23 protein-coding genes, 1 tRNA gene and 3 pseudogenes are annotated in these 25,826 nt (G+C 64.8%); 13 read left to right on the top strand and 14 right to left on the bottom strand.

The window, feature by feature from the left end; translation table 11 throughout:
* Window positions 1-41 precede the first annotated feature (41 nt).
* Window positions 42-3,029 (top strand): UPF0182 family protein, encoded by a 2,988-nt coding sequence (locus M5I08_RS21230; RefSeq protein WP_219067852.1) that lies wholly within the window; start codon window positions 42-44, stop codon window positions 3,027-3,029.
* A 146-nt stretch (window positions 3,030-3,175) separates the two neighbouring features.
* Window positions 3,176-3,249 (top strand) — tRNA-Met (locus M5I08_RS21225).
* Between the two features lie 1,212 nt (window positions 3,250-4,461).
* On the opposite strand, the gene M5I08_RS27080 is transcribed toward M5I08_RS21225, so the two are convergent.
* Together M5I08_RS27080 and M5I08_RS21215 are read right to left on the bottom strand one after the other, a co-directional pair.
* Window positions 4,462-4,557: a hypothetical protein gene (locus M5I08_RS27080; protein WP_370328666.1), complete on the bottom strand. Its 96-nt coding sequence runs from the start codon at window positions 4,555-4,557 to the stop codon at window positions 4,462-4,464.
* Between the two features lie 511 nt (window positions 4,558-5,068).
* Window positions 5,069-6,181, bottom strand: a complete 1,113-nt coding sequence (locus M5I08_RS21215) for an NDMA-dependent alcohol dehydrogenase (RefSeq protein ID WP_219067899.1) — start codon at window positions 6,179-6,181, stop codon at window positions 5,069-5,071.
* Window positions 6,182-6,974: 793 nt separating this feature from the next.
* Here M5I08_RS21215 and M5I08_RS26260 point away from each other — a divergent pair.
* A complete protein-coding gene (locus tag M5I08_RS26260) occupies window positions 6,975-7,097 on the top strand; it encodes a hypothetical protein (protein ID WP_255564707.1) in 123 nt (40 codons plus the stop codon).
* A 767-nt stretch (window positions 7,098-7,864) separates the two neighbouring features.
* Window positions 7,865-8,041: a GMC oxidoreductase gene (locus tag M5I08_RS21210; protein ID WP_370328521.1), complete on the top strand. Its 177-nt coding sequence runs from the start codon at window positions 7,865-7,867 to the stop codon at window positions 8,039-8,041.
* Window positions 8,042-8,067: 26 nt separating this feature from the next.
* Here M5I08_RS21210 and mftD read toward each other — a convergent pair whose 3' ends face one another.
* From mftD to mftA, 4 genes are read right to left on the bottom strand one after another with little or no spacing between them, the layout of a single operon-like run.
* Window positions 8,068-9,243: a pre-mycofactocin synthase MftD gene (gene mftD, locus M5I08_RS21205; RefSeq protein ID WP_219067853.1), complete on the bottom strand. Its 1,176-nt coding sequence runs from the start codon at window positions 9,241-9,243 to the stop codon at window positions 8,068-8,070.
* Window positions 9,244-9,255: 12 nt separating this feature from the next.
* Complete coding sequence (gene mftC, locus M5I08_RS21200; RefSeq protein ID WP_370328665.1) at window positions 9,256-10,413, bottom strand: mycofactocin radical SAM maturase; 1,158 nt, start codon at window positions 10,411-10,413, stop codon at window positions 9,256-9,258.
* 5 nt (window positions 10,414-10,418) lie between these two features.
* Window positions 10,419-10,682 (bottom strand): mycofactocin biosynthesis chaperone MftB, encoded by a 264-nt coding sequence (gene mftB / locus M5I08_RS21195; protein ID WP_219067855.1) that lies wholly within the window; start codon window positions 10,680-10,682, stop codon window positions 10,419-10,421.
* Complete coding sequence (gene mftA, locus M5I08_RS21190) at window positions 10,682-10,786, bottom strand: mycofactocin precursor MftA (protein WP_219067856.1); 105 nt, start codon at window positions 10,784-10,786, stop codon at window positions 10,682-10,684. The genes mftB and mftA overlap by 1 nt, the downstream gene beginning before the upstream one ends.
* A 115-nt stretch (window positions 10,787-10,901) precedes the next feature.
* On the opposite strand from mftA, the pseudogene M5I08_RS21185 reads away from it, so the two are divergent.
* Window positions 10,902-11,930 (top strand): annotated as a pseudogene (locus M5I08_RS21185) (amidohydrolase family protein); the annotation flags it as partial.
* Window positions 11,931-12,075: 145 nt separating this feature from the next.
* Here the strand turns inward: M5I08_RS21185 and M5I08_RS21180 are convergent.
* Together M5I08_RS21180 and groL are read right to left on the bottom strand one after the other, a co-directional pair.
* Window positions 12,076-12,336, bottom strand: a complete 261-nt coding sequence (locus M5I08_RS21180) for a hemophore-related protein (RefSeq protein ID WP_249763422.1) — start codon at window positions 12,334-12,336, stop codon at window positions 12,076-12,078.
* A gap of 150 nt (window positions 12,337-12,486) precedes the next feature.
* Window positions 12,487-14,112, bottom strand: a complete 1,626-nt coding sequence (groL, locus tag M5I08_RS21175; RefSeq protein WP_219067859.1) for a chaperonin GroEL — start codon at window positions 14,110-14,112, stop codon at window positions 12,487-12,489.
* 198 nt (window positions 14,113-14,310) lie between these two features.
* Between groL and M5I08_RS21170 the strand changes: the two genes are divergently transcribed.
* Window positions 14,311-14,541, top strand: a complete 231-nt coding sequence (locus M5I08_RS21170; protein WP_219067860.1) for a hypothetical protein — start codon at window positions 14,311-14,313, stop codon at window positions 14,539-14,541.
* Between the two features lie 3 nt (window positions 14,542-14,544).
* On the opposite strand, the gene M5I08_RS21165 is transcribed toward M5I08_RS21170, so the two are convergent.
* Window positions 14,545-14,730 carry a hypothetical protein gene (locus tag M5I08_RS21165; RefSeq protein ID WP_219067861.1) on the bottom strand — a complete coding sequence of 62 codons (186 nt, stop codon included), beginning with the start codon at window positions 14,728-14,730 and terminating at the stop codon, window positions 14,545-14,547.
* A 677-nt stretch (window positions 14,731-15,407) separates the two neighbouring features.
* On the opposite strand from M5I08_RS21165, the gene M5I08_RS21160 reads away from it, so the two are divergent.
* On the top strand, window positions 15,408-17,699 hold the full coding sequence (locus tag M5I08_RS21160; RefSeq protein ID WP_219067862.1) for a heavy metal translocating P-type ATPase: 2,292 nt from the start codon (window positions 15,408-15,410) through the stop codon (window positions 17,697-17,699).
* Between the two features lie 30 nt (window positions 17,700-17,729).
* Here the strand turns inward: M5I08_RS21160 and M5I08_RS21155 are convergent, their stop codons facing one another.
* Together M5I08_RS21155 and M5I08_RS21150 are read right to left on the bottom strand one after the other, a co-directional pair.
* Window positions 17,730-18,077: a nuclear transport factor 2 family protein gene (locus M5I08_RS21155; RefSeq protein ID WP_219067863.1), complete on the bottom strand. Its 348-nt coding sequence runs from the start codon at window positions 18,075-18,077 to the stop codon at window positions 17,730-17,732.
* A complete protein-coding gene (locus M5I08_RS21150) occupies window positions 18,074-18,331 on the bottom strand; it encodes a hypothetical protein (protein WP_219067864.1) in 258 nt (85 codons plus the stop codon). The genes M5I08_RS21155 and M5I08_RS21150 overlap by 4 nt, the downstream gene beginning before the upstream one ends.
* 35 nt (window positions 18,332-18,366) lie before the next feature.
* Between M5I08_RS21150 and M5I08_RS21145 the strand changes: the two are divergent.
* The 4 genes and pseudogenes from M5I08_RS21145 to M5I08_RS21130 form a co-directional block, all read left to right on the top strand.
* Window positions 18,367-19,063 (top strand): annotated as a pseudogene (locus M5I08_RS21145) (zinc-binding dehydrogenase); the annotation flags it as partial.
* Window positions 19,041-20,693: an AMP-binding protein gene (locus tag M5I08_RS21140; RefSeq protein WP_219067865.1), complete on the top strand. Its 1,653-nt coding sequence runs from the start codon at window positions 19,041-19,043 to the stop codon at window positions 20,691-20,693. The pseudogene M5I08_RS21145 and the gene M5I08_RS21140, both read left to right, overlap by 23 nt.
* Before the next feature lie 101 nt (window positions 20,694-20,794).
* Complete coding sequence (locus tag M5I08_RS21135) at window positions 20,795-21,337, top strand: redoxin domain-containing protein (protein WP_219067866.1); 543 nt, start codon at window positions 20,795-20,797, stop codon at window positions 21,335-21,337.
* Complete coding sequence (locus M5I08_RS21130; RefSeq protein ID WP_219067867.1) at window positions 21,334-22,236, top strand: cytochrome c biogenesis CcdA family protein; 903 nt, start codon at window positions 21,334-21,336, stop codon at window positions 22,234-22,236. Before M5I08_RS21135 ends, M5I08_RS21130 begins: the two co-directional genes overlap by 4 nt.
* A gap of 144 nt (window positions 22,237-22,380) precedes the next feature.
* Here M5I08_RS21130 and M5I08_RS21125 read toward each other — a convergent pair whose 3' ends face one another.
* Complete coding sequence (locus tag M5I08_RS21125; RefSeq protein WP_249762942.1) at window positions 22,381-23,043, bottom strand: alpha/beta hydrolase; 663 nt, start codon at window positions 23,041-23,043, stop codon at window positions 22,381-22,383.
* Window positions 23,044-23,558: 515 nt separating this feature from the next.
* Between M5I08_RS21125 and M5I08_RS21120 the strand changes: the two genes are divergently transcribed.
* Window positions 23,559-24,347 carry an alpha/beta fold hydrolase gene (locus M5I08_RS21120; protein ID WP_249762941.1) on the top strand — a complete coding sequence of 263 codons (789 nt, stop codon included), beginning with the start codon at window positions 23,559-23,561 and terminating at the stop codon, window positions 24,345-24,347.
* Here M5I08_RS21120 and M5I08_RS21115 read toward each other — a convergent pair.
* Complete coding sequence (locus tag M5I08_RS21115) at window positions 24,306-24,551, bottom strand: hypothetical protein (RefSeq protein WP_219067870.1); 246 nt, start codon at window positions 24,549-24,551, stop codon at window positions 24,306-24,308. The genes M5I08_RS21120 and M5I08_RS21115 overlap by 42 nt on opposite strands.
* 46 nt (window positions 24,552-24,597) lie before the next feature.
* Between M5I08_RS21115 and M5I08_RS21110 the strand changes: the two are divergent.
* A pseudogene (locus M5I08_RS21110) lies at window positions 24,598-25,141 on the top strand (selenium-binding protein SBP56-related protein); the annotation flags it as partial.
* A gap of 116 nt (window positions 25,142-25,257) precedes the next feature.
* On the opposite strand, the gene M5I08_RS21105 reads toward M5I08_RS21110, so the two are convergent.
* Window positions 25,258-25,785 (bottom strand): helix-turn-helix domain-containing protein, encoded by a 528-nt coding sequence (locus tag M5I08_RS21105; RefSeq protein ID WP_219067871.1) that lies wholly within the window; start codon window positions 25,783-25,785, stop codon window positions 25,258-25,260.
* Window positions 25,786-25,826 lie beyond the last annotated feature (41 nt).

Genomic DNA, 25,826 nt, shown 5'->3' with positions numbered 1-25,826 from the left:
TCCGACGGGCAGAAGTCGACATGAAGCAGGGAGCGTAGCTAGTGGGGATGCGGCCCGCGGCCAGGATGCCGAAGCTGACTCGGCGCAGCCGGATCCTGATCACGATCGCGCTGGCGGTGACCTTGCTGCTGCTGATCGGTCCGCGCTTGACCGACGGCTACGTCGACTGGCTCTGGTTCGGCGAGTTGGGCTACCGATCGGTGTTCACCACCGTGCTGCTGACCCGACTGGTGCTGTTCCTGGTCGGAGGTCTGCTGGTCGGCGGCATCGTGTTCGCCGGCCTGGCACTGGCCTACCGCACGCGGCCAGTATTCGTTCCGAGTAATGGCAATGATCCGGTAGCCCGCTATCGCAGCGTGGTGATGGCTAGGTTGCGGGTGATCGCAACGGGGATTCCGGTTGCGATCGGGCTGCTCGCCGGGGTGGTCGCCCAGACCTACTGGGTGCGCGTTCAGCTGTTCATGCACGGCGGCGACTTCGGCATCGCCGATCCGCAGTTCGGCAAGGACCTCGGCTTCTACGCTTTCGACCTGCCTTTCTACCGGCTCGTCCTGAGCTTCTTGTTCGTGGCGCTGTTTTTGGCGTTAGTAGCAAATCTGGTGGCACACTATGTATTCGGTGGTATCCGGCTGTCCGGGCGTACCGGCGCGCTGAGCCGATCGGCGCGTGTCCAGTTGATCAGCCTGATCGGTACTCTGGTGCTACTCAAGGCAGTTGCCTATTGGCTGGACCGCTATGAGCTGCTATCCCACACCCGCGGCGGGAAGCCGTTTACCGGCGCCGGGTACACCGATATCAACGCGGTGTTGCCCGCAAAGCTGATTCTGTTGGCGATCGCGTTGATCTGTGCGGCCGCGGTCTTCTCGGCGATCGTGTTGCGGGACTTGCGCATTCCGGCGATAGGACTGGTGCTCCTACTGCTGTCGTCGTTGATCATCGGTGCCGGCTGGCCGCTGATCGTCGAGCAGATCAGCGTCAGACCCAATGCCGCACAGAAGGAACGCGAGTACATCAGCCGAAGCATCACCGCGACCCGGCAAGCGTACGGGATCACCGGCGATGTTGTGAGCTACCGCGATTACAGCGGCGACGCGCGGGCAACTGCCGAGCAGGTCGCATCCGACCGTGCCACCACCTCCAACATCCGGCTGCTTGACCCGACGATCGTCAGTCCGGCGTTCACACAATTCGAGCAGGGCAAGAACTTTTACTACTTCCCCGACCAACTTTCCATCGACCGCTACGTCGACCACGACGGTCATCTGCGCGACTACGTCGTTGCCGCCCGCGAGCTCAACCCGGACCACCTGATTGACAACCAGCGGGACTGGATCAACCGGCACACCGTTTACACCCACGGCAACGGCTTCATCGCCTCACCGGCCAACACGGTGCGCGGTATCGCCAACGATCCCAACCAAAATGGCGGATACCCGGAGTTTTTGGTCAACGTCGTCGGCCCCAACGGCGGGGTGGTCTCCGAAGGTCCGGCCCGGCTGGACCAGCCGCGGATCTACTTCGGACCGGTCATCGCCAACACGCCCGCCGACTACGCGATCGTCGGAAGCAACGGCGCCGACCGGGAATACGACTACGAGACCAACGCCGAAACCAAGAACTACACCTACACCGGAAGCGGCGGCGTGCCGATCGGCAGCTGGATCTCGCGTAGCGTCTTCGCCGCCAAGTTCGCCGAGCGAAACTTCTTGTTCTCCAGTGTGATTGGAAACAACAGCAAAATCTTGTTCAACCGTGATCCGGCCCAGCGGGTTGAGGCGGTGGCGCCGTGGTTGACCACCGACAGCAGCGTCTACCCGGCCATCGTCAACAAGCGGCTGGTGTGGATCATCGACGCCTACACCACGTTGAACAATTACCCGTATTCCGAGCTAACCTCGTTGTCGTCGGCCACCGCCGACTCCACCGAAGTCGCGTTCAACCGCCTTGTGCCCGACAAGCAGGTGTCCTACATCCGCAACTCGGTGAAGGCCACCGTCGATGCCTACGACGGGACGGTTTCGCTTTACCAGCAGGACGAGCGCGATCCGGTGCTCAAGGCGTGGATGAAGGTCTTCCCCGGGACCGTCAAGCCCAAGAGCGATATCACCCCCGAATTGGCTGCCCATCTGCGCTATCCCGAGGACCTGTTCAAGGTGCAGCGGATGCTGTTGGCCAAATACCATGTCAACGACCCGGTGACGTTCTTCTCCACGTCAGATTTCTGGGATGTCCCGCTTGACCCGAACCCAACCGCAAGCAGCTATCAGCCGCCGTACTACATCGTTGCGAAAAACATCGCCAAAGGAGATGATTCGGCGTCATATCAGTTGATCAGCGCGATGAACAGGTTCAAGCGCGACTACCTGGCCGCGTACATCAGCGCCAGCTCCGACCCGGCGACCTACGGCAAGATCACCGTCCTGACCATCCCCGGCCAAGTCAACGGGCCCAAACTGGCCAACAACGCGATCACCACCGACCCGGCGGTGTCGCAGGACCTTGGCGTGATCGGGCGCGACAACCAAAACCGAATCAAGTGGGGCAATTTGCTCACGCTGCCGGTCGCCCGGGGCGGGCTGATGTATGTCGAACCCGTTTTCGCGTCACCCGGCGCCAGCGATGCCGCCTCATCATATCCGCGGTTGATCCGGGTGGCGATGATGTACAACGACAAAATCGGCTATGGCCCCACCGTGAGCGATGCGCTGACTGGACTGTTCGGCCCGGGCGCCGGCGCGACCGCGGCCGGGATTGCGCCGGCCGAGCCGGGCGCACCCGCGAATCCGCCGCCCAGCGCTGCACCGCAGGCCGACGGCTCGCCACCCCCGCCAGCGGCCGCTGGTGCTGTTCCGCCCCCTTCGCCGAACGGGGCCGTCACGCTGTCTCCGGCCAAGGCCGCCGCGCTTAAAGACGTTGAGTCTGCCTTGAGTGCGGCGCGCGACGCGCAGAAGAGCGGCGACTTCGCCACCTATGGAGCGGCGTTGCAGCGGCTCGACGACGCGATTTCCAAGTTCGACAACGCCAAGTGATCCCACTTGCACCGGCGAGCGTGCGCGTCTGTACGTCGACACGCCGCACGATTCGTCAGTCTGTGCACGCCCGCGCAGCTGTTACGCGTGGTGAGCGCGCGATTTGGTGCCCTCGCAGGCGGTGAAGTAACCTGATATTCACCCGTCGCGGGGTGGAGCAGCTCGGTAGCTCGCTGGGCTCATAACCCAGAGGTCGCAGGTTCGAATCCTGTCCCCGCTACTAATGCGAAACGGCCCCCGGATATGGCTCCGGGGGCCGTTTCATGCGCGATGGGAACACTTTTGGGAACATTCGCAAAGCTAACGGCCTGCCGGAATCTGATTGGGAACATCGGCAACGTGCTCTGACCAGTGCCGATCACTTCGGTGGTGTCGGCCAGGCGTGGCTGCACGCTTGGCCGGCAGCAGAATCTGGGTGCTGGCGAGCGGGTGCATCGCGCCCGCCTTGGGCGCACGTCGAGGATCTGGGCGCCGAGCCTACGGATGCGCCGGCGGCGGCCGTATCCCCACCGCGTGAGGGTGCCGCCGCACCCGAGGTGCGGACAGCCGATCTCGCCTGCGCCCAGGGCCTGCTCGGCCCACTCGACGGTGCGGACAACGATCATCGGGTGCTCGGGCGACCATGAGGCACCAGGATGGTCTATCACGGTGCGAGCCGGGAAGGGGTCATCTCGTGTTGGCCGCAGGTGCGCGAAACCGCCGCTGCGCCAGTCGATCACCCCGGCACGATCGTCCGGCGCCGCGATGATCGCCGAAACGAACCCACACCACCATGGCCCTGGGCACAACCCAGCATCGTCACCACGCCGCCGCGCGAACCCGGCCAAAGCATCCTCACCCCCAGCGCCGGTACCCCTACCCCGACGTGGTCACCCTGAATGCCCGCCAACATACGGGGTGTCGGTGCTGACCTGTGAGCCCCGCCGACCCGGCCTCCAAAGGCGGGGTGGAAAACGCCGTGAAACTGCCCAAGGCCGATATCGTGCCCGCCGAGACGAACTTGCTGGCGCACTACGACAGTTTCGCCGAAGTCGAGGTGGCGTGCGCGGCGTTCACCGAGCAGGTCAACACCCGAGTGCATCGGGCCACGCGCAGGGTTCCCGCGCAGATGCTCGTCGAGGAACGCGCCCGGTTGCATCAGGTGCCCGACCTGCCGCACACCGCCGCGCTCGGGGTGACTCGCCGGGTCCCCGACAATACCCCCCATGGTCACCTTCGAACATTGTCAATACTCCACTCCGGCAACACTGTTGGGGCAAAGTGTGTGGGTCCGCGTGTGTGGGTCCGCCATCACGACGGCACCGATGAGGTCGTCATCTGCGCACTTGATGACGGTGGCCCCATTGACGTCGCGCGGCACCGTCGAACCAGCCCGGGCAACGTCGACTCGTCGGGAGCGCCACCGCTGGTGAGTCCGAACGAGACCAGCTTCTCAGCTGCGGTCTTTGCGGCCCCGCTGGCCAATCGCCGCGGACGACCGGCACCCGGCCAAGGTAGCTGTGACCGCTAACGCGAGCACCCCGGCCAGCGGGTAACGGACCCCGCGCCGGTCACGAGGGTCTGGAATGGCGCCCAGTACGTTGAGCAGTTGCTGCTGGCGTCAGGCTCGCCTCGGGGACCGATGTCGGACAGGATGGCATGTGGGTGTGACCTCGGGCTCGGACACCGACGTTCCTCGATGAGAAACTGCGTCAGCGCCCAGCGGCCGGTCAGTGTCGGATGACCTCTCGTGAGTCGTCGGCTTGCATCAAGCGCACACCACCGACCGCCAGGAGGGACTTCCTCCCGAAGGGGTGATGGCAGGACGCGGGTGCTGGGCGCGACCACACGACCACACCCACCCATCTGGGTGAACAGGCCGGGTGAAGTGCTCGCAGGATGCTGGACCTCGGCACTAGCACCCGGCCCGGATAGTAACTGGACAGGTGCCCTTTGACCTAGTCGATTCGGAAGCCGTAAGCGGCTTCGCTCTCCTAGATCAAAGGGCACCTCTGCCGTTATGGCACACGCGCCACAATCATCCGTCGGTGGATTCAGCCTCAGTTGTCGTGGACGATGAGACCGCGGATGTTCTTGCCGTCGCGCAGATCCTGATAACCGTCGTTGAGCTGGTCCAGGGTGTATCGGGTAGTGACCATCTCTTCGACCTTCAACGTGCCCGCATCATACATACGGCTCATACGCAGAATATCCCATTGAGGGTTAGAACTGCCGAATAGGCCACCCTTTATTTTCTTTTCGTACAATGTTAATTCGAGGCCCGGAACGTGAATGTTTTTCTCGTGCGGTTGGCCGAGCGAAGTCAAACATACCGTTCCCCCCTTGCCGATCACGCTAAACGCGTTGCTAATGATTTCCTCTTTGGGGGTGTCGACGGTGATCATCGCCTGGTCGGCCATCTGACCCCAGGTCAACTCCTTGACCTTCGCGAAGGCCTCCTCGAAGTTATCGAAGGTATGGGTGGCGCCGAATTTCGCCGCCATGTCCCGCTTGAACTGCACCGGCTCGATCACGATTACATGCTTCGCCCCGGCCATAGCGGCGCCTTGCACTGCGCTCATGCCCACTCCACCGACGCCGAAGATGACCGCGGTGTGTCCAACCCGCACTTCGCCGACGTTAACCGACGACCCCCAGCCGGTGGGCAGTCCGCACCCGATCAATGCAATAGGCTCTAACGGTATCCAGCTGTCGACCTTCACCAACGAATGCTCAGAGATCGTCGCGCGCTCCGCGAACGTTCCTATCAACATAAACTGGCCGAAGTCGGTTCCCTTGGAGTGGAAGCGAGTGGTGCCATCGGGCAGCACGCCGTCAAGGATGTAGGCACCCCAGTCGCAGAGGTTCTGATGCCCGGTTGAGCAATAGCGACAGACGCCACAGCTAGGAATCCAGCTGGCGATTATATGGTCGCCCTCTTTTACTTTGGTGACGTTAGCGCCGACTTTCTCGACTACCCCGGAGCCCTCATGCCCGCCCACGATCGGAAACCGGCACTCCAGTTCGCCGTCCTCCAGGTGCAGGTCGGTACGGCACAGTCCAGAGGCACTATATTTGACGGTGACCTCACCTGGACCAGGATCGTCCACGTCCAGCTCAACGATCTCAAACGGCTTATGAGGAGCAGTTAATACTCCTGCCCTTGTTTTCATTCCCATTCCTTGCACCTCTGATTGTCTCCATCGGGGCCGGCAACTTACTCCGGGCCATTTTGATTAAACTCATCTATCAAACGTCGATTTGCGGACGTTTATAAACGTAGTTCCTGGTAACCGTATTGTTTTTACACCTCAAGCGTTCCCTATGTCAAGGCCTAGCCGCCCGTCACGTCGACCTGGCAGCATTGCAACCGCCAATCAACCGATTGGCCAAGGCGAAGTAGCGCAGCCCCTACGCGCTCACCATACGTGAGGCAACCAGCCACTACTCTGCGCTCACTTTTACGTCAGCCGCCTCGGGTAGCGATAAAACTTACGAAATGCCTGCGAAACACTTCTCACTTGCGACCGATATAGACGATTATGAGAATCATTTCTATTAAGCGATGTCGACGGCGGTTGGGATGGGGGTGGCTGCGACGGCCGCAAGCCGGGCCAGAGCACGGCCCTGGTCCAGATCGGACATCGGCCCCGCCGCGGACCAGCGCCTTGGCAAAGTCGCGTTTCACGAGGGGGCAGCAGTAGTTTGAGTGGCCGGCGTCTCGGGCCGGGTTGGTCGTCAATTGAACAGTAAAATGGCCGCAAAGATCCGGCCAGCCGAATGGGTGAGCCGCCCAACAGGGCCAGCCCGTCGCCGAGTACCCGCACCCAGGGCGGCCGGCCAATAGTGCCAGGACACTGCCGAAGCCAATTGCAGTCCCGGTGTAATCATCGCTTCCGTATCTTGGCGGCAGTCGCGTCGCGGTGCTGTCGCCGGGCGGTTGTACTGCCGGCAACCGCCGACGGCATGGTTGACTGGCTGAGTCGGCGTGACCACGTCGAGGACGGCGCTCATCGGATCAGTCTGCTGCCATTCGTGGCACTCGAGCGGCTCGACGATATCCGGATCCGGCGCGCCATGTCACCGTGATCGAACGGGCCCCTGGCCTTTCCGATCCTGCCTCGCCAGGCTGACCGCGACGGATTCCCTCTTGCCGATCAGCATCGCGAGTCCCGTGGTGCGCCGCTATCGGGCGATGCTGACCTCGCATCCGCATCGACATGTCCGGTTGGTGCGCGCCCGCCGTCGTCGGCGGTTCCGGCGCGGTCGACGGCGGATACTTTGCCGCGGTCTGCGATCTTGACTTCCGCAGTCCAACTCCAACGCACGGGGACCGCGGTAGCATTCCGGTGCAGCGGACAGTGGATTTCTCAAGTAACACGGCACTGTTGGTGCAATCCGCTCGCGACGCCAGTATGCGTGGATCGCAGACCTCAACGGCGAGACGGGGAAGGCATCGGCCACCGTCCGGCTGAGCATCGTCGATAATGTGCGCACCGGGCCTGGGTCGGCATGTCTGCGTCCGGCGATGGGCCGGGCGCCCGCCGTGCGCACCTGCTGATGCTTTCAGGCATCGGGGAGGAAGAGGTATTGCGGAAAGCCGGTGTGGAATGGTCAGCCCGCCTGCCGGTCGGGCAGCACTGCGCCGACCGCCCGCTGATGCGGCCCGTAAGCCCGAGGACGCGTGGTGCTTGCTTCAGCCGATCCGCGAGTGCTGCCGCGCATCGAGCACCTGCGAGAGCGGACCCGCCGACGTCGCGGCGCTGCGATCGGGACCCGGTTAGCGCGCGAACTATGCGTGCCCGAAACCCGCAGCAGCACACCAATGCGGTCGACTTCTCGGCATTTGTGCGGAAGTGCCTATCGGTGACGACCGACGACGAATTCCGCCAGTGCTGGATCTGCAGTGTCGGGTTAACGGCATCGACGGCCTATGGGCCGTGGACGGATCGATCCTGCCGACGGTCATCAGCCGCGGACCGACCGCGATGAGACCGTGCACCGGGTCCGCGGAGTTCGTTCGCAGTGGCTGACGTAGCCGAAAAGCCGTCGGAGCGGATCACATGCCCAGATCGCGCCGAAACCCCGGCGGTATCACCAGGTCACTCCGGCTCAGATCGTGTACCGAGGAATGACCGAGACCCAGTAGAGCCGAGTCTATACCGCCGCGCATGATGTCGAGCACATTTTCCACCCCGTCCTGCCCGCCGGCGGCCAGTCCCCAAAGGTACGCGCGTCCAATCATCGTCGCCCGCGCGCCAAGCGCGAGCGCCTTGACCGTATCGCTGCCGCGCCGGACTCCGCCGTCCAACACGATTTCGACCTGGCCGCCGACCGCGTCGGCGATCGCCGGCAGCGCCCGGATCGAAGCCGGGGTGCCGTCGAGGTTGTTGCCGCCGTGGTTGGACACCGAGATCGCGGTGACACCGGCGTCGACGGCGCGGCGTGCGTCGTCGACACGTATCACGCCTTTGAGCATGAATGGGCCACCCCATTGTTCGCGCAGCCACGCGACGTCATCCCAGGTCGGCAGCGGCGTTTGCATCCACTCGCCGTAGGCGCCGAAGAACGTCGGTGCCGGGCCGCCGCCGTCGGCTAGGTTGGGCGCGGTCAGGTCGGGAACCTTGGCGGTTTTGGCGAATTGGAGTAGCCACCGCGGCCGGGTGATGCATTCCGGAGCTAACCGCAGCATCGCCTTGAGGTCCATCTTTTCCGGGATTTTCGGGCTACCCCAGTCTCGGCCGCTGGAAAATGTCCAGTCCGAGGTCAAGATCACGCCCACGGCGCCCGCCGCCCGCGCGCGTTCCATCCTGGCCTCCATCTTGTCGCGGCCACCGGTCCAGTACATCTGGAAAAACGTCTGCGGGTTAGCCGCGGCGACCTCTTCGATGGACTTGCTGGCGAACGAACTCAGGCTCATCGCCGTGCCCCGGGCCGCGGCAGCCCGCGCGACGGCGACTTCCCCGTCCGGGTGTACGGCCTGCACCCCGGTGGGCGAGATGAACACCGGCAGCGAGATCGGTTGTCCCAGTACGGTGGTGCCCAGGTCACGCTTGCCGGACAATCCAGCGGCGTGCGGCGCGAACCCTAGTTCCGCGAACGCGGCGACGTTGTCCCCGACAGTCGTGCCCCGCTCGGATCCCGCAACCAGAGCGCTGTAAACACTCTTGGGTAGCGTTTTTGCCGCACGACGCTGAGCCTCCGCAACGGTCTCGAACCAGCTTGATTTCGCCATGATGAATACCTCTCAGCCGCGACCGGTCAGCGGATCGCTGTCGCAGGCTCGTTTCGGTGGCCGCGTGACCACTGTCAGCGGTATGGGACGGGAATGGTCGGCCCCGGGTTTGGGCACGACACGGTCGGCGGCGAGTGCCGGCTCGCCAAGGCCTCGCACGCATTCCGGGTCCGGGCCGTCTAGCGGCAGGCCTGTGAAAAACTTCGCCGCCATGCAGCCACCGCGGCAAGCATCGAAGTGCCCGCACTTCGCGCATGCCCCGCCGGTGGAGGGCGCACGCAACTCACGGAACAGCTCCGAGCTGCGCCAGACCGCGGCGAACCCGCCGTCGTCCAGGACGTTGCCGGCCAGGAACTGCTCGTGGATGGCGAATGGGCAGGCGTAGACGTCACCGACCGGATCGATCAGGCACACCACGCGTCCGGCGCCGCACAGATTCAGCCCGGGCAGCGCCGCGCCGTAGGCGGCCAGATGGAAAAATGAGTCGCCCGTCAGCACTCCTTCACCGTGCGCCACCAGCCAGTCGTAGAGCGCGCGTTGCTGTTCGGCCCTCGGGTGCAGGTCCTCCCAGACATCGGCGCCGCGTCCCGACGGGCGCAGCCGGGTAATGCGCAGTGTGGCGCCGTAACCGTCCGCCAATGCCTTGAAGTCGTCGAGCTGGTCGATGTTGTGGCGAGTCGCCACAACCGAAATTTTGGCGTCGCCGAAGCCGGCCGCGGACAGGTTCTCCAACGCACGGATGGCCATCGCGAACGAACCCTCGCCGCGCACAGCGTCGTTGACCTCTGCGGTGGCGCCGTCAAGCGAGATCTGCACGTCCACGTAGTCCGAGGCGGCCAGCTTCACCGCCACCGCCGGAGTGATCCGGACGCCGTTGGTGGAAAACTTCACGCCAACATGATGCGCGGTCGCGTACTCGACCAGGTCCCAGAAATCGCCACGCACCGTCGGCTCACCACCACCGATGTTTACGTAGAAAATCTGCATCCGCTCGAGTTCATCGATGACGGCCTTGCACTGTTCGGTGCTGAGTTCACGCGGATCACGTCGCCCCGACGATGACAGGCAGTGCACGCACGACAGGTTGCAGGCGTAGGTCAGCTCCCACGTAAGGCAAATGGGCGCGTCCAGCCCAAGCTCAAACTGATCCACGAGCCGGTTAGGCAACACCGCGGTCACGATATCCGCACCAACGTCTGTGAATCGGCCAGCGTTTCCAGCGCTTCCGCGTACGCGTCGGGGTCCTCAACCCCGGCCGCGCTCAGCGCTGCGCGGACGCTCGCATGCTCGGGCAGTGAGCGCACGATGTCAACGATCACGCGATTTTTCAGGAAGGAAAGCTTTCTGGTCCCGAAGTGATATAACAGCGCCCCGAACGGTTCTGGCCGCAACGCCGCCTGGGGATGCAGACGCCATCGTTCGTCCAAGTCGAACGCCATCAGTAGACGCCGCACATACCGTCGATGGACAGCTCCTCGACCAGCGTCTCGGAAATCAGCTGCTCCGCGGTGACGGCGGCTTGGGTGGCGTCTGGGTCGTGCATGATTTACCTCCAGGGTGTTTGGCATATGGACTTGCACTATGGCAGCGGTCACAAAGGTACCAGACGGGCAGACCCCTACCAACAGTTCCGTTCCCGGGACGCCTCGCACGGCGCCATCGTCGACGGGCTCGGAGGCGAGCCGCACGTCGGCGACGTCGCGGTGCGAGACGGCGTCATCGCGGCCGTCGGTCACCTCGATGGCGAGCGCGCCGCGCGGGAGATCGACGCGACCGGGCTGCTGGTCACCTCGGGTTTTGTCGAGCTGCACACCCACTACGACGGCCAGTCCATCTGGTTGGAGCGCCTGACCCCGTCGTCGGCGCACGGGGTGACCACCGCGTTAATGGGCAATTGCGGTGTCGGCTTCGCGCCGTGCCGCCAATCCGATCACGACGTGCTGGTCGACGTGATGGCCGGCGTCGAGGACATTCCCGGTGTCGTGATGCCGACGGTTTGCCGTGGGCTTGGGAAACCTTCCCCGAATACCTCGAGGCCCTGGAAAAAGGCAGGCGTGACATCGACGTGGCGGTCTACTCGCCGCATTCCGAGCTACGGCGCCGCCCGTGAAGAGATTGAAGAGATCGCCCGCGGCGTGGTCGACGGCGGCGGGCGCCTATTGCAGTTCGTGTCCGACATCCCGGCGGCGGCTACCAGGCTGGTGCTGCAAACGATGTTCGACGTCGCCGAGGATGTCGGACTGCCTTTGACCTTTACCTTCGTCGTCGCCAATGCCGGCGACCCGACATGGGAAGACGCGATCGCGATGATCGAGAAGGCCAACACAAATGCGCGGGCTGGCGGCGCACAATTCACCGCGCAGCTGCTGCCGCGCCCGATCGGCCTGATCATCGGGTTGCAGTTGAGCGCCAACCCGTTCGTCCTCTATCCCAGCTACCGCGAGATCTCCCATCTGCCGCTGGCCGAACGGGTGGCCGAGATGCGCAAGCCCGAAGTCCGCGTCCGCATCCTGGCCGACGAGCCCGGGGTTGGGCGTCCGATGCTGTACGTGACGCAGATGTGGGACTGGATCTTCCCGCTGGACGACAACCCCAACTACGAGCCCGATCCGGCGGACAGCATCGGAGCCCGGGCGCGGGTCAAAGGGGTGGACCCGATGGAGGAGGCTTACGACCGCCTGCTCGACGCGGGTCCGCCCCGGCCGGGGGCCACCCGGCTCCGGTGCTGAAGCTAGCCTCGGGGGGTTAGGGCTGTTGAGCGCGGGGCGCTGCTGAATTCCCTCGGGCTGTCAGCGTAGTAGTAGAGGTCTTGGTCCCTGACAGACAGATGACTCAGCTCGACAGCGCGTCGAAGAGTGCGGCCAGCTGATCCGGCGTTGCCGACGACCGCGCTTTGGCCGGTGGCCGGCTGATTGCCGCGGCGAGCACGTTGTTGGCATCCGGATGAGCGTCGAGGAATCCGCTTGCCGCGTTCAGCACGCCGCTGGCTGTGGCAGCCGACCCGCTTGCCGCGCACGGCGCGGGCCCGGCGCCGGCGATCGGCGACGGCGCGAGGACCCCCGCCGCAACGGCAAGAGCGCTGCCGGCGACCACGCCCAAGACTCTGCACCGTAAGCACATCGCGGATGCTCGCATTCTTGCCGCCCCCTTCGTCCCGACAGTTTGAACGTCCAGTACAACAGCCGGAAAGCGAAAGGAAAAGCCCGGCCCCACTCGGGGACCGGGCTCTTCGGGCAAGCGGACTCAGAAGTCCATGCTGCCCATGCCGGCGTTCGGGTCGGGGACGGAAACCCCGGCCTTCTCCGGCTTGTCGGCGACGACGGCCTCGGTGGTCAGGAACAGGGCCGCGATGGACGCCGCGTTCTGCAGCGCCGAACGGGTCACCTTGACCGGGTCGGCAACGCCGGCCTTCAGCAGGTCCTCGTACTCGCCGGTCTGCGCGTTGAGGCCGTGACCTGCGGGCAAGTTGCGCACCTTCTCGGCGACCACGCCGGGCTCCAGCCCGGAGTTGAAGGCGATCTGCTTCAGCGGAGCCTCCAGCGCCACGCGGACGATGTTGGCGCCGGTGGCCTCGTCACCGCTCAGTTTGAGCTCGTTGAGGACCGGGGCCGCCTGCAGCAGCGCGACGCCGCCGCCGGGGACGATGCCCTCCTCGATGGCGGCCTTGGCGTTGCGCACCGCGTCCTCGATGCGGTGCTTGCGCTCCTTGAGCTCCACCTCGGTGGCCGCGCCGGCCTTGATCACCGCAACACCGCCGGCCAGCTTGGCCAGCCGCTCCTGCAGCTTCTCGCGGTCGTAGTCGGAGTCGCTGCTCTCGATCTCCTGGCGGATCTGGGTCACCCGCCCGGCGATGGCGTCGGTGTCCCCGGCGCCCTCGACGATCGTGGTCTCGTCCTTGGTGACGACGACCTTGCGGGCCCTGCCCAGCAGCGAGAGGTCCGCGGTCTCCAGGGCGAGGCCGACCTCTTCGCTGATCACCTGGCCGCCGGTGAGGATCGCCAGGTCCTGCAGCATCGCCTTGCGGCGGTCACCGAAGCCGGGGGCCTTGACCGCCACCGACTTGAAGGTGCCGCGGATCTTGTTGACGACCAGGGTGCTCAAAGCCTCGCCCTCGACGTCCTCGGCGATGATCAGCAGCGGCTTGCCGCCCTGGATGACCTTCTCCAGCAGCGGAAGCAGGTCCTTGACCGTCGACACCTTGGAGCTGACCAGCAGGATGTAGGGATCCTCCAGGACAGCTTCCTGACGCTCGGGGTCGGTGACGAAATAGCCCGAGATGTAGCCCTTGTCGAAGCGCATGCCCTCGGTGAGCTCGAGCTGCAGGCCGAAGGTGTTGGACTCCTCGACGGTGATGACGCCCTCGTTGCCGACCTTGTCCATCGCCTCGGCGATCAGGTCGCCGATCGACTGATCGCCCGCCGAGATGGCCGCGGTGGCCGCGATCTGCTCCTTGGTGTCGACCTCCTTGGCGCCCTTGAGCAGCGTCTCGGTGATCTTCTCGACGGCCTTCTCGATGCCGCGCTTCAAGGCGAGCGGGTTGGCGCCGGCCGCGACGTTGCGCAGGCCCTCCCTGACCAGCGCCTGGGCCAGCACGGTGGCCGTGGTGGTGCCGTCGCCGGCGACGTCGTCGGTCTTCTTGGCGACTTCCTTGACCAGCTCAGCGCCGATCTTCTCGTGCGGGTCCTCCAGCTCGATCTCCTTGGCGATGGACACGCCGTCGTTGGTGATCGTGGGAGCGCCCCACTTCTTTTCCAGGACGACGTTGCGGCCCTTGGGACCCAACGTCACCCGCACCGCGTCGGCGAGGGCGTTCAGGCCCCGCTCCAGGCCGCGGCGGGCCTCTTCGTTGTACGCAATTGTCTTGGCCATTGCGAAGTGATTCCTCCGATTGGGGATGACACGTCTGTGGCCGGGCGCAGTGCCCGCGACGGACGGCTGGGGTTGTGCCCGCTGACGCGGCCCCTGCCTCACCGTCCCGACCTAGCACTCACTGGTCGCGAGTGCCAATGTCATTCTTAGCACTCACCCATGCCGAGTGCAAGAAAGCGACGTGCCTGACCTATTCCGGTGCGTCGCCAGCGTCAAGCCGCCAAGGCCGGGATCGGATTCACCGCGCTGGACAACGGGTTCGCCACCGTCGAGGACCCGGCCGCGCTGCAAGCGATCTGCGATCATCTCGACGAAGACCAGATCGACACGCTGCTGCGCAAGTGGCTGGCCATCCTGCCGCATCCATTCACCGCGAGCGACCGGGCCGCGGACTACCGCTTCCCTATGGACGCCACGATCCACGGGTAGGCATCACCGTGGGCGCCGCGGCGTTTCTCGGTGCGAAACAGCTTGGTCTTCTCCTGCGCGCCGCCCGACGAACAGCACCCCCTCGCTACCGGTGAACCGGGCCAAGTGCTCGTGGGCGATGTCGTCTTTGCGTTGCCCCGTGACGAAATCCCCCCGGGGCAGCCCGTGGTCGCGGGCGAACCGGTGCACCGCCTTATGATGGGCTCCGGACGGAGATGGGACGGCCAGTCGGCCAACCAACCGTTATGACGGTTCATCCACCGGGCCGGTCCGTCGGTCACGGTCTTCACCCGCCGACCGCAGCCCCCAAACCAACAGTGACCAACGACATGCCTCGTCGGGCTGGGGCGAAGCCCCGGTTAGGTATGATTCGCGCCGGCCGGTTCGAGAACCGATTTAGTCATACGGCACAAGCCGCCTGACCGTGTGTCCAGCAGACGGGGTCAAGCCCAGTGAGGCAAATCAAGTAACGAATTTTGCGATCCGTGCCGGACGAAGGACTGCAAAACACCACCCACCGAAAAACGCCACCCGCCTAAAGACGCCTGGAGTTGGTCGGGAACTTTGGGGTGCTGCGGGACGGCATATGGTAGCAGGGGAGAACCGGATACGTGACGCTGACACGCTGAACGTCATTTGCACGAAGTGCGTCGCCGCGCGCCGGAAGGGAGATGTGAGCACCAGTGCCCGTCAGAGCCGACGGCGAACGCCCGCCCGACGCCGACCGTGACCGGAACGCCGCACAGGCGAGCACCGGTCGATCGCGTTGGCAACCCTCCGCCGACCGGAGGCGCGAAACTGCCGAAAGGGGCGGGCGAAGCTCACGTTCCAACCAATCAGGCGAAGTCCGCGGACGGAAACGCCCCATGAACCTCAGCACCAACACATCCAGCCGCGAAGTGCAGATACTCGTCGACGGAATGTCGTGCGCCTCGTGCGCGGCCCGATTAGAGAAGCGGCTTAACGGCATCGACGGCGTCACGGCGTCCGTTAACTTCGCAACCTCGAAAGCCAACGTCACATACACTGGCGCTGTTACACCCGAGCAACTGGTGGCCACCGTCGGAGAAGCCGGCTACAAAGCTGAACTTCCCCAGCTCAGCCCGCTGCCGCGCGACGAGGCCAGGTCCTCGGCCGAGTCTGGTCCAACGGCTGCGCTGCGCCGACGGTTTCTGGTGTCGGCGCTGCTCTCGGCCCCCGTGATCGCGATGGCGATGACCCCTGCGCTGCAGTTCACCAACTGGCAGTGGTTGTCCCTGATACTGGCCGCGCCTGTCGTGGGATGGGCCGGGTTGCCGTTCCACAAAGCGGCATGGGCGAACCTGCGTCACGGCACCGCGACGATGGACAACTTGATCTCGATGGGAACCCTTGCGGCGTTCGGCTGGTCGGTCTATGCGCTGTTCTGGGGCACGGCCGGACTGCCGGGCGTCAAGCATTCGTTCGACTTCGCCGTCTGCCACACCGACGGTACGGGCAGCATTTACCTCGAAGCGGCCGCGGGCGTCACCACATTCGTCCTCGCGGGCCGCTACTTCGAGGCCCGCGCCAAGCGGCGGGCGGGGGCGGCGCTACGGGCGCTGCTGGAACTCGGCGCTAAGGATGTGGCGGTGCGGAAAAACGGTGTGGAACAACGCGTCCCGATAGACAGCCTAGCTGTCGATGACGAATTCGTGGTGCGCCCGGGTGAGAAAATCGCCACCGACGGTGTCGTGATCGAGGGCTCGTCCGCGGTCGACGCGTCGATGCTCACCGGAGAATCGGTTCCCGTGGAGGTCGGTCCCGGCGAACAGGTGATCGGTGCCACGGTGAACGTCGGCGGCCGAATCGTGGTGCGCGCCAATCGGATCGGTTCCGACACTGAATTGGCGCAGATCGCAAAGCTGGTCGAGCGCGCACAGACTGGCAAGGCGCCGGCCCAAAGGCTGGCCGACAAGGTCTCGGGGGTCTTTGTGCCGGTCGTCATCGCGCTGTCGGCGGCGACACTGGCATTTTGGATCGCCACCAGCGGATCGTTTTCGACGGCGTTCAGCGCTGCAGTGGCCGTGCTGATTGTCGCCTGCCCGTGTGCGCTTGGCCTGGCCACGCCGATGGCGCTCTTGGTCGGCACCGGTCGCGGCGCGCAACTGGGCATCCTGATCAAAGGGCCCGAGATCCTCGAATCCGCCCGGCGCATCGACACGGTTGTCCTCGACAAGACGGGCACGCTCACGACGGGCACGAAGACCGTGCTCGCCGTGGTCACCGCCAACGATGAACAGCCGCATGACGTGCTACTGCTAGCCGGTGCGGTCGAGCACGCCTCCGAGCACCCGATTGCCAGGGCCATCGTCAAGGCCGCCCGCGAGAAGGTGGGCGAGCTGCCGGGTGTCGACGGTTTCACCAACTTGGCGGGGCTCGGGGTGCAGGGCGTTGTCGGTGGCCACCAGGTGCTCGTGGGCCGGCAGCGCCTTCTCGCCGAGCGGTCCCAGCAGCTACCCGATGAACTCGTGCGGGCCGTGCACCGGGCCAACGCCGACGGCGACACGGCTGTCGGCGTCGCGGTGGATGGCAAAGTCTGCGGTGTGTTGGTTGTCAGGGGCACCGTGAGGCCGACATCGGCCGCGGCGGTCCGCGAGCTGCGTGCGCTGGGCTTGTCGCCGATCATGCTGACCGGCGACAACGCGGCCACGGCGCGCACGATCGCCCGGCAGGTCGGCATCGATCAGGTCATCGCGGAGGTGTTGCCGCAAGAGAAGGTGGAGACCATCAAGCGGCTGCAGGCGCATGGCAAGGTGGTGGCCGCGGTCGGCGACGGCGTCAACGACGCGGCCGCATTGGTGCAGGCGGATCTCGGTCTGGCGATGGGCACCGGGACCGACGTCGCGATCGAGGCCAGCGATCTGACTCTGGTCCGTGGTGACCTGCGCGCCGTCCCCGACGCCATTCGGTTGTCGCGTAAGACATTGGCGACGATCAAGGGCAACCTGTTCTGGGCCTTCGCCTATAACGTCGTGGCGTTGCCGCTCGCGGCCGCCGGCCTCTTGAACCCCATGCTGGCCGGTGCCGCGATGGCGTTTTCGTCGTTCTTCGTAGTCAGTAACAGCCTACGGTTACGGAGTTTTAAAGCGCTTGAATCAGCTAGGAATTCGAGTGGCGCTGCTGCGACAACGACCTGAGGCCGTAGCAATCGCCGTCCCGATGCTCTCTTATGCTTTAGCGCGAGAGGTGTACCGGACGGTTTGAACCCAGATCAACCCGTCGCGAAACACAAACGTGTCAACGCCGTCGTCCACACGCGACATTGCCGAATCGGCAGCCCACTCCAGAAAGAGCACGTCGCCCTCGTAGGTCTGGGTCTTCAGCTCCCAAACGGCTTGCGGCACATCGCTGAGCAGCTGGGTGAACGCCGAGCGAATGCCGTCCTTACCGCGCAGCACACCAGCGGGTGAGATGAACACCGCGTCGTCGTGGTAGTCGGTGAGGATGTCGTCAAGATCGCCCGCACCGAGCGCTCGGGCGTGGTGGGCAAATACTTCCTCGGGTGTGCGGGTCATCGCCGGCCTTCAGTTCGTAGGTGCAGTTGCTTCGTTTTGTCTCGTTGCGCTCTAACCGCCACTTGCGGGTGCGCTTCACCCAGAGAGTCGCTCAACAGTGCCTTCGGTCTGCCCCACTGGAGGACGTAGAGCGGGTCGGTGGCCGCCACTGGCACCGGATCGACGGGTTTGGCGTCGCGGATCAGCTCGTGCCAATCCAGGTCGCGGCCGGGCCTCAGCTGGTCCAGCAGTTCGCGGTAGCGGCCAGCGCTCACACTGGCACCGTAACCGACTAGTGCATCACATGCCTCATTTTGACCTGCACCTCACCGACGGTGACTTGCCGCCCCGGTTCCCGATTGTGGGTGGCCACGAGGGCACCGGGATCATCGAGGACGTCGGCGCCGGCGTCACGAAGGTCAAGCCGGGCGACCATGTGGTGTGCAGCTTCATCCCGAATCGCGGAACCTGTCGGTACTGCGCGACCGGTCGCTCCAGGCGGCAAAGCACGCGGGGCCAAAATACGTGATCGCGGTCGATCCCCTCGAGTTCAAGCGCGACGCGGCAGTGGCTTTCGGCGCGACACACGCCTTGGCGACCGCCGCGGAGGTTCGCGGAAAAGGTTTCCGAGCTGACCTGGGGGTCCAATGGCCGACCAGGTCATCATCACGGTGGGCACCGTCGGCGAGCAGGTGGTCACCGACGCCTTCAACGCCATCGGCAAGGGCGGCACGGTAGTGATCGCCGGCCTCGCGAATCCCGAGAAACTGACTGTGCACGTCTCCGGCTGCGTGATGACGCTCTACGAAAAGACGATCAAGGGCATCCTCTTCGGGTCGGCCAATCCGCAGTACAACATCGTCAGGCTGCTGCGGCCCTACGACGCCGGCCAGCTCACGCTGGACGAACTCGTCACCACGAGGTACACCATCGAGCAGGTGAACGAGGGCTACCAGGACTTGCGGGACGGGAGGAACATCCGGGATGTCATCACTCACGCCGAATAACCTGAGCTACGCGTCGGGCCTCGCGGATGTTCCGCTGCTTGGCGACACGATCGGCCACAACCTTGACCGCACCGTGCGGCGGTTCGCCGACCGCGAGGCGCTCGTTGAGCACCACACCGGCCGGCGCTGGACCTATCGGAAATTCGCCGCCGAGGTCGACGCGCTCGCGTTGAGCCTGCTGGAGGTCGGGATCGCCAAGGGACACCGGGTGGCCATTTGGGCGCCTAACTGCGCGGAATGGACCTTCGTCCAATACGCGACCGCAAAGATCGGGGCCATTCTGGTCAATATCAACCCCGCTTACCGTGCCCACGAGTTGGAGTACGTCCTCAACCAGGCCGGTGTCACCATGCTGATCGCGGCCGAGAAGGTCAAGACCTCCGACTACGCCGAGATGATCGACGAGGTCCGGCCGCGATGTGAGGCCCTCGACGAAGTCGTGCTGCTCGGCGGTGAGGACTGGCATGCGCTGCTCGACGCTGGCCGGCGGGCCGATCCGCGACAGCTGGAGCGCGTCGGGGCGACGTTGACTTTCGACGATCCCATCAACATCCAGTACACGTCGGGTACCACCGGGTTCCCGAAAGGCGCCACGCTTAGTCACCACAGCATCCTCAACAACGGGTTCTTCGTCGGTGAACGGTGCGGCTATACCGAGGCCGACCGGATCTGCATTCCCGTGCCCTTCTACCACTGCTTCGGTATGGTTTTGGCTAATCTCGCGGCCACCAGCCACGGCGCGTGCATGGTGATCCCGGCGCCGTTGTTCGCGCCGAAGGCCACGCTGGAAGCCGTGCATGCCGAGCGCTGCACCTCGCTTTACGGGGTGCCGACGATGTTCATCGCCGAACTGGCCGAGCCGTCGTTCGACGACTTCGATCTGACCAGCCTGCGCACCGGAATCATGGCAGGCTCACCATGCCCGGTGGAGGTGATGAAGCAGGTCATGGACCGGATGGGCGTCGGGGAGGTGACGATCTGTTACGGCATGACCGAAACGTCGCCGGTGTCGACGCAAACCACTGCGGACGACTCGATCGAGCGGCGGGTGTCCACCGTGGGTCGGGTACACCCGCACCTGGAAATCAAGATCGTCGAACCGAACGCGGGAGTAACCGTACCGCGCGGTACGCCGGGCGAACTGTGCACCCGCGGATACTCGGTGATGCTGGGCTACTGGGAGAGGCCCGACTGGACCGCCGAGGTGATCGACGCCGCGCGCTGGATGCACACAGGCGACCTGGCCGTCATGGACGAGGAGGGCTACGTTAGCATCGTCGGCCGGATCAAAGACACCGTGATCCGCGGCGGGGAAAACATCTTCCCGCGCGAAATCGAGGAGTTCCTTTCCACCCATCCAGACATCTTGGACGTCCAGGTGATCGGCGTTCCGGACCGCAGGTACGGCGAGGAGATCATGGCGTGGATTCGCATGCGAGAGGGTGCCGAACCACTCACCGCCGAGGACCTGCGGACCTTCTGCACAGGGAAGGTGGCGCACTACAAGATCCCGCGTTACGCGCACGTAGTCGACGAGTTCCCGACGACGGTTAGTGGTAAGGTTCGCAAGGCCCAGATGCGCGACTTGGCGGTCGAAATCCTGAACCTTCACGCGGAGACTGACCGCTGAACGGCGGACCGCAACTTTCGTTGGCTACACAATGCGATGGCAGGCGTCTCACCGCCCGTCGGGTGGCCGTCCATCGTCGTGCCGAGAGTAAAAGGATCAGCATGAAGTATTCCAGCTTGGCGGCCGGTGTGGTGGCCGCCGCAGTGCTCGTCGCGGGGTGCGGTGGGCACTCTGTAGCCTCGCAGCCCGCTGGCCCGGCGCACGTAGGAGCAGCGGGTGGTGGCGCTGACCGCGCCGTTCCGGCTCAGCTGCAATTCACCGCGAAAACGCTCGATGGGCAGGCGTTTCAGGGAGCGAGTCTGGTGGGCAAACCCGCGGTGTTGTGGTTCTGGACGCCTTGGTGCTCGACGTGCCAAAGCGAAGCCGCCATGGTCGGCCAGGCCGCTGCGTCTCATCCGGCCGTGACCTTCGTCGGCGTGGCGGGGCAGGACAAGGTGGCCGCCATGAAGGAGTTCGTCGACAAGTACCCGGTGAAGGGATTCACCCAGCTGGCCGACACGACCGGATCGATCTGGATGAAATTCGGGGTCGTCGAACAGCCCGCGTTCGCGTTCGTCCGACCGAGCGGCGGCATCGACGTGGTCAAGTCCGAGCTGGCTGAGTCCGACCTGAATCGGCGGGTAACGGCGTTGACCAGCCCGTGATCGACACCGGGGCGCTCGGCTTCGCGCTGGGCGCCGGCCTGGTGGCGGCGCTGAATCCGTGTGGCTTCGCGTTCCTGCCGGGCTATCTGGGGCTGGTGATCGCCGGCGGTGACGCGGAGTCGTCGCGGTCGGCGGCGCTGGCCCGGGCGGGCCTGGCGACGGTGGCCATGTCCGCCGGATTCGTCACCGTGTTCGGTGTTTTCGGCTTGGTGATCTCACCGCTGATCGCCTCGGTGCAAAAGTATCTGCCGTTCGCCACCGTGGCCGTCGGAGTCCTGCTGGTGGTGATGGCGGTATGGCTGCTGGCCGGTAAAGACATCAGCGTCATCCTGCCGAAGGCGTCGGTCGGGGCGCCAACCGCGCAGCTGCCGTCGATGTACGGTTACGGCGTCGGCTATGCGATCGCGTCGCTGTCCTGCACGGTCGGGCCGTTTCTCGCGGTGATCGGCACGACGTTCAAGCAAGGATCGGCGCTCACGGGCGTCCTGGCCTTCGTTGCCTATGCGGCCGGGATGAGCCTCACCGTTGGGGTGGCCGCCCTCGCGGTGGCCCTGGCCGGATCCACGGCCACTGGCGCGTTGCGGCGAATCCTGCCGCACGTAGGCCGGATTGCCGGCAGCATCATATTGCTGACCGGGCTCTACGTGACTTACTACGGTTACTACGAGATCCGGCTGTACTTCGCCCACGCCAGCCCCGAGGACCCAATTATCAAAACTGTCCGCGCGGCGCAAAGTTGGCTGGCGCACAGCGTCGACGCCCTGGGTGCGTGGCCGTTGCTGGCCGCGCTCGCCGTGTTGGTCGCCGTCGGCCTGGGGTGGGCCGCCATTCGCCAGGATCCACGGCCCACTAGGCGAAAAAGTGTCAGTCACATCTGGAATGCTTGGCGCACAAGGTGATTGGCGTCTAGGCTGCAACGGCACACCGATCCTGCCACGCTGCAGGGCGGCCTGTGGTCGGCTCGCACAGAGAACCCGCTCTTGGTGAATGCCGCCTCCCGGTTGTCAAGAATCGTTCGACGGCGCCGATCGCCGGAGGGCTGATCAATATGAAGTAGTGATCGGCGTCGACGTCAACCACCCTGGCGTAGCGGACCTCTGCGGCGAACCGTTCGGCGTCAGCCCGTGAAACCACCAGGCCGCCGCCTGGGACCATGGGCCTTTGCTGGCTCGGACCAACAGGACGGGGCAGCGCAGCTGCGGCCACATCCCATAAACGTCCTGCGTCGATGCGTAGGCGCTGTCCTCGCCCGCCGCGGCCAAGTCGGTCCGAGTCCGGACGGTGTCGCCGACCGGTTCCAGCTCCCACGCGAAGTAGCTGTCCCAGGATTCGTCCCACGGAGTCATGGCGCCGGCGGCCCGCATGTGTGACAGCACATCTGGTGCCGACGGATATGTCCGGCCCAGTCTGCTGATGGATTTCGTGATGGGCGGCAATGCGCTCGGTTCAGGCTCGCCCGCGGCGTGGATGAGGACGAGACGGCTACACCGCCGCGGACACTGGGCTGCCAGCGACATTCCGATGAAGCCACCCATCGAGTGCCCAATCACGTCGAACGAATCGGCCCCGTAGAGATCGGCGATCTCGAGGAGATCGCGGACGTGGCTGTCCCAGCCGTACGAACCGGGTGGGCTGATCTCGCTGCGCCCACGACCACGTAGGTCCATGGTGACGACGTGGTGGCCCGCCTCGACCAGTACGGGCACGAATGGATCGAACGATCGGCAATTCGCCGATAAACCACGTACGCACAAGATGAGGCGCCCGAGCGGATCGCCGTTCGATTCCACGTGTAGGGCGCCCGATGTCAGCTGGATCCGGTTGGTAGCGTCACTTTCCGGTAACCGGACCCGTGCGGCCGATTAGGCTATCGACGGGAGTTTGCCGCTACATGACTGCATCGGTTCGTCAATCGGCATGTCGCCCAGGTTACCCGACTCCGCCTGCTTGCGGTCACACCATCCGGCTGGAAGTTCCGCTGATATCGTGTATGCGGCGCCGCCACGTTGTCCACTATTTCCGTCCCAGGCACGTCAGGGAGCCCGTTCGACACCAAAAATCGCGGTGCAAGCAACCCGGGCCGCGACTGCCAGCCGATCTACCATCGACTGCAGGATAATTAACACACCATCAGACAGGGCAGGCGTTGGGGTACCGATCGGTCACATCCGTTGACGGGACTCGTCTGCGGTCGTGGAGCAATGAGGGCCGCGGGGTTCCCGTGCTGATCTCCAACGGGCTCGGCACGCCTCACGACGCCTGGCCGACGATCAACCGGCAGACCGAAACCTATCGGGTCGTGACGTGGGACCATCGTGGTCTCGGCGGGTCGGATCGCCCCTCCGACGAGTCGCGGATCACCATCTCCGACCACACCGACGATCTCTTCGCCGTGATGGACTCTTACGGCATCGATCGAGCCGTGGTCATCGGCTGGTCGGCCGGTGTCAACATCGCGTTTGAGGCAGCCCTGCGCGAGCAACGGCGGATCGCCGGCGTGCTCGCCGTCGGCGGCGTCCCCGGCGGAACCTTCGAAGCCTTGCTTCACCCTCTTCCACGATTCCTGCGCCCGCGGGCCGGGCGGGTGGGATCCCACTTGATGCGGTACCTCGGGCCGGTCCTCAATCGGCTCGGCGACGTATTACCCGGTTCGCCCGAGCATGGGTTTGACACACGAGGAGTCGCCACGTTCGGCCTCGACGTCATTCACGGACAAACTCTGGTTCGAGTACTGCGCCGGTTCGCCGATCACGATTGGCCCTGGTATTCGCGTCTCGCCCGCGCGGTCGGCGACCAGCCCCCGATGGACCTGAGCTCGATCGACATACCAGTCACCTATATCGCCGGGACGTGGGACGCGATCACATCAGCGGAACGAATGCGGGCGGCCAGCGCGCAGACACCACGGAGCCGATACGTCGAGCTCCCGGCCACGCATTTTGTGCCGCTGCAGCTTCCCAACCGCATGTCAACGGAGCTCAGCAGCCTCGTTAATCGCTGCCGTCTCTAGCGTCCCGCGCCGTTTAATTCGTTTCATCAATCGCTGGATGGACTGAAGGATCTGTTCGGCAGTCTTGGTCCATACGAACGGTTTTGGGTTAATGTTCCAGTTGGCGATCCAGGCGCGGACGTCGCGTTCGAGGGCTTGCACGTTGCGGTGGTCGCCGCGTTCCAGCATTCGGCGGGTCAGTTCGGGGCGAGACAGGATCACCATTCTCTGTGACTATGACGATCGCATCCCTGCAGGGGTGTGCCGATATGACCAGTGGTCGGTCGACAAGGTGATCAGCATCCCCGCCGAGCCGGCCGATGCCGATGAGCTGCCACCCGCGCTTAAGCCGTTCGGCGCCGTGCCCCCGCTGGTATCCGACATCGACTTGTCGGTCGATGACCGCTGGCTGTATGTATCGGGTTGGGGGACTGGCGAACTCAAGCAGTACGACGTCAGCGAGCCGTTCCATCCCCGGGAGACCGCGTCGCTGCGCCTTGGCGGGATCGTGCGACGCGAACCGCATCCTGCGGCCCCGGGCCTTCCCCTCAGCGGCGGGCCACAGATGGTGGAGATCAGCCGCGACGGACGCCGCGTCTATGTGACCAGTTCGCTCTACGCCGCCTGGGATGAGGTGTTCTATCCTGACGGCGTTGGGGTGGCTGGCCAAACCCGACGCCGACACCACCACCGGCGGTCTGGTCCCCGACAACCGGTTCTTTCCGAACGGCGAAGATTTCCGCGGTCTGCGGGTCCACCAAATTCGACTGCAGGGAGGCGACGCCTCCGGCGACTCCTACTGCTACACAAGCTGAACCGCCTTCTCAGGACGTCGCCCGAGGCGGCTTGTGACTGACGGCTCGGCACAGTTCTGGCGCGACGAGGCCGATGCGACTTCCGGGGAACCGAAGCCCGGTAGTGCCGGAAAAGCTCACCGCGGGTCCGGTTCCTGGTGAGCGACGACAACGACGTCGGCGGGTGTGCCGCCGACCGCACGCAAGCTGTGGCTCACCGACGCGTCGAAGTAGGCGCTGTCACCGGCGGCCAGGGTGACGATCTGATCGCCGTAGGTCAGCTCGACGGACCCGGCATGCACGAACAGGAATTCCTGTCCGGCATGCGCCGGGCGGGGGTCGTCAGCGTTTTGGCCGTTGGGCCGAACGACGAACGGCGACATCGACTTTCCCAGCACTCCCGGCGCGAGGGCCACGTAACGTTCGGTACTGGCGCTGCGGTCGACGGCGCGGTCGACGGCGATCTTCTCGTTGGTGGCCTCGGAAAACAGCTGCGCGACGTCGACGTCGAGTGCGCGGGCGAGTTTGAGTGCCACCGCGATCGACGGTGTGCTCTGCCGCCGCTCGATCTTGGACAGATAGCTCTTGGTCAGCCCCGTCTGCGCGGCGAGCGTCTCCAGTGTGAAGCCGCGTTGCCGGCGCACCGCACGCAATAGCGCTGTCATGGTTGCATGATGACACAAAGTTTCCTATCATGGCCATCTGT

The organism is Candidatus Mycobacterium methanotrophicum, assembly GCF_023515995.1.
Classification (GTDB): Bacteria; Actinomycetota; Actinomycetes; order Mycobacteriales; family Mycobacteriaceae; genus Mycobacterium; species Mycobacterium methanotrophicum.
This window is presented reverse-complemented; position numbering and strand designations above follow the sequence as displayed.

What these genes read in the sequence shown, in the direction of transcription:
- M5I08_RS21160 (WP_219067862.1), top strand. Translation starts at nt 15,408, where the DNA reads ATGAACCTCAGCACCAACACATCCAGCCGCGAAGTGCAGATACTCGTC.
- mftA (WP_219067856.1), bottom strand. Translation starts at nt 10,786, where the DNA reads ATGCACGACCCAGACGCCACCCAAGCCGCCGTCACCGCGGAGCAGCTG.
- mftB (WP_219067855.1), bottom strand. Translation starts at nt 10,682, where the DNA reads ATGGCGTTCGACTTGGACGAACGATGGCGTCTGCATCCCCAGGCGGCG.
- M5I08_RS21140 (WP_219067865.1), top strand. Translation starts at nt 19,041, where the DNA reads ATGTCATCACTCACGCCGAATAACCTGAGCTACGCGTCGGGCCTCGCG.
- mftD (WP_219067853.1), bottom strand. Translation starts at nt 9,243, where the DNA reads ATGGCGAAATCAAGCTGGTTCGAGACCGTTGCGGAGGCTCAGCGTCGT.
- M5I08_RS26260 (WP_255564707.1), top strand. Translation starts at nt 6,975, where the DNA reads ATGGTTGACTGGCTGAGTCGGCGTGACCACGTCGAGGACGGCGCTCAT.
- groL (WP_219067859.1), bottom strand. Translation starts at nt 14,112, where the DNA reads ATGGCCAAGACAATTGCGTACAACGAAGAGGCCCGCCGCGGCCTGGAG.
- M5I08_RS21135 (WP_219067866.1), top strand. Translation starts at nt 20,795, where the DNA reads ATGAAGTATTCCAGCTTGGCGGCCGGTGTGGTGGCCGCCGCAGTGCTC.
- M5I08_RS21105 (WP_219067871.1), bottom strand. Translation starts at nt 25,785, where the DNA reads ATGACAGCGCTATTGCGTGCGGTGCGCCGGCAACGCGGCTTCACACTG.
- M5I08_RS21215 (WP_219067899.1), bottom strand. Translation starts at nt 6,181, where the DNA reads ATGAAAACAAGGGCAGGAGTATTAACTGCTCCTCATAAGCCGTTTGAG.
- M5I08_RS21115 (WP_219067870.1), bottom strand. Translation starts at nt 24,551, where the DNA reads ATGGTGATCCTGTCTCGCCCCGAACTGACCCGCCGAATGCTGGAACGC.
- M5I08_RS21155 (WP_219067863.1), bottom strand. Translation starts at nt 18,077, where the DNA reads ATGACCCGCACACCCGAGGAAGTATTTGCCCACCACGCCCGAGCGCTC.